The 975-nt window shown below is 34.6% G+C and carries 1 protein-coding gene; it reads left to right on the top strand.

Features of this window, described 5'->3' with window-relative positions; translation table 11 throughout:
• Positions 1–318: 318 nt before the first annotated feature.
• On the top strand, positions 319–975 hold a 657-nt coding region (locus AC1DTM_RS28625), incomplete at its 3' end, for a 3-hydroxyisobutyryl-CoA hydrolase (RefSeq protein WP_477001506.1).

Genomic DNA, 975 nt, shown 5'->3' with positions numbered 1-975 from the left:
CCCCACACCCTTTAAAAGTTAGATAATTCAGCCTTTTAATCTTTTCTACATCCACTCTTTAATGTATTGTTACGCCACGTATACTAACTCAATTTAAGTTATACATATAATAGCGCCTTCAACACGACATTTTCAAATAATAGCACTTACAGTAATGTTGTAATATTCCTCTTCATTCTCTGAAATCCTGCAAATATAACTCGTCAAAATATGCAATAAATAATAACATTAAGCACCTAATTTAGACAAAAATTATAGAGGACATTTCAGCATGTATCAAGAAATAAGAATAAGAAGATAAGTAAGGGGGGATTTATAATGACTGAACACGTTTTATTTTCTGTTAGCGAAAACGGCGTTGCATCAATTACTTTAAACCGTCCAAAAGCACTCAATTCTTTATCCTATGACATGTTACAGCCAATTGGGCAAAAACTTAAAGAATGGGAACAAGATGAGCGTATTGAACTCATCGTTTTAAAAGGAGCTGGGACGAAAGGTTTTTGTGCAGGTGGTGATATTAAAACGCTATACGAAGCACGTTCTAACGAAGTTGCATTACAACATGCAGAGCAGTTTTTTGAAGAAGAATATGAAATTGATACATTTATTTATCAATACAAAAAACCAATTATCGCTTGTTTAGATGGAATCGTAATGGGCGGTGGTGTCGGTCTGACAAATGGAGCTACGTATCGAATTGTAACAGAGCGTACGAAGTGGGCAATGCCTGAAATGAACATMGGTTTCTTCCCTGATGTCGGTGCTGCTTATTTCTTAAATAAAGCGCCTGGATATACTGGCCGATATGTTGCTTTAACAGCATCCATTTTAAAAGCTCCTGATGTATTATATATTAACGCTGCTGATTACTTTATGACATCAGATTCATTACCAAATTTCCTTACCGAACTTGAAAATGTAAATTGGAAAAAAGAAGATGTACATACTCAGTTAAAAGAAGTTATTCGTACA

The sequence above is a fragment of the Bacillus sp. P4_D3 genome (assembly GCF_056401855.1).
This window is presented reverse-complemented; position numbering and strand designations above follow the sequence as displayed.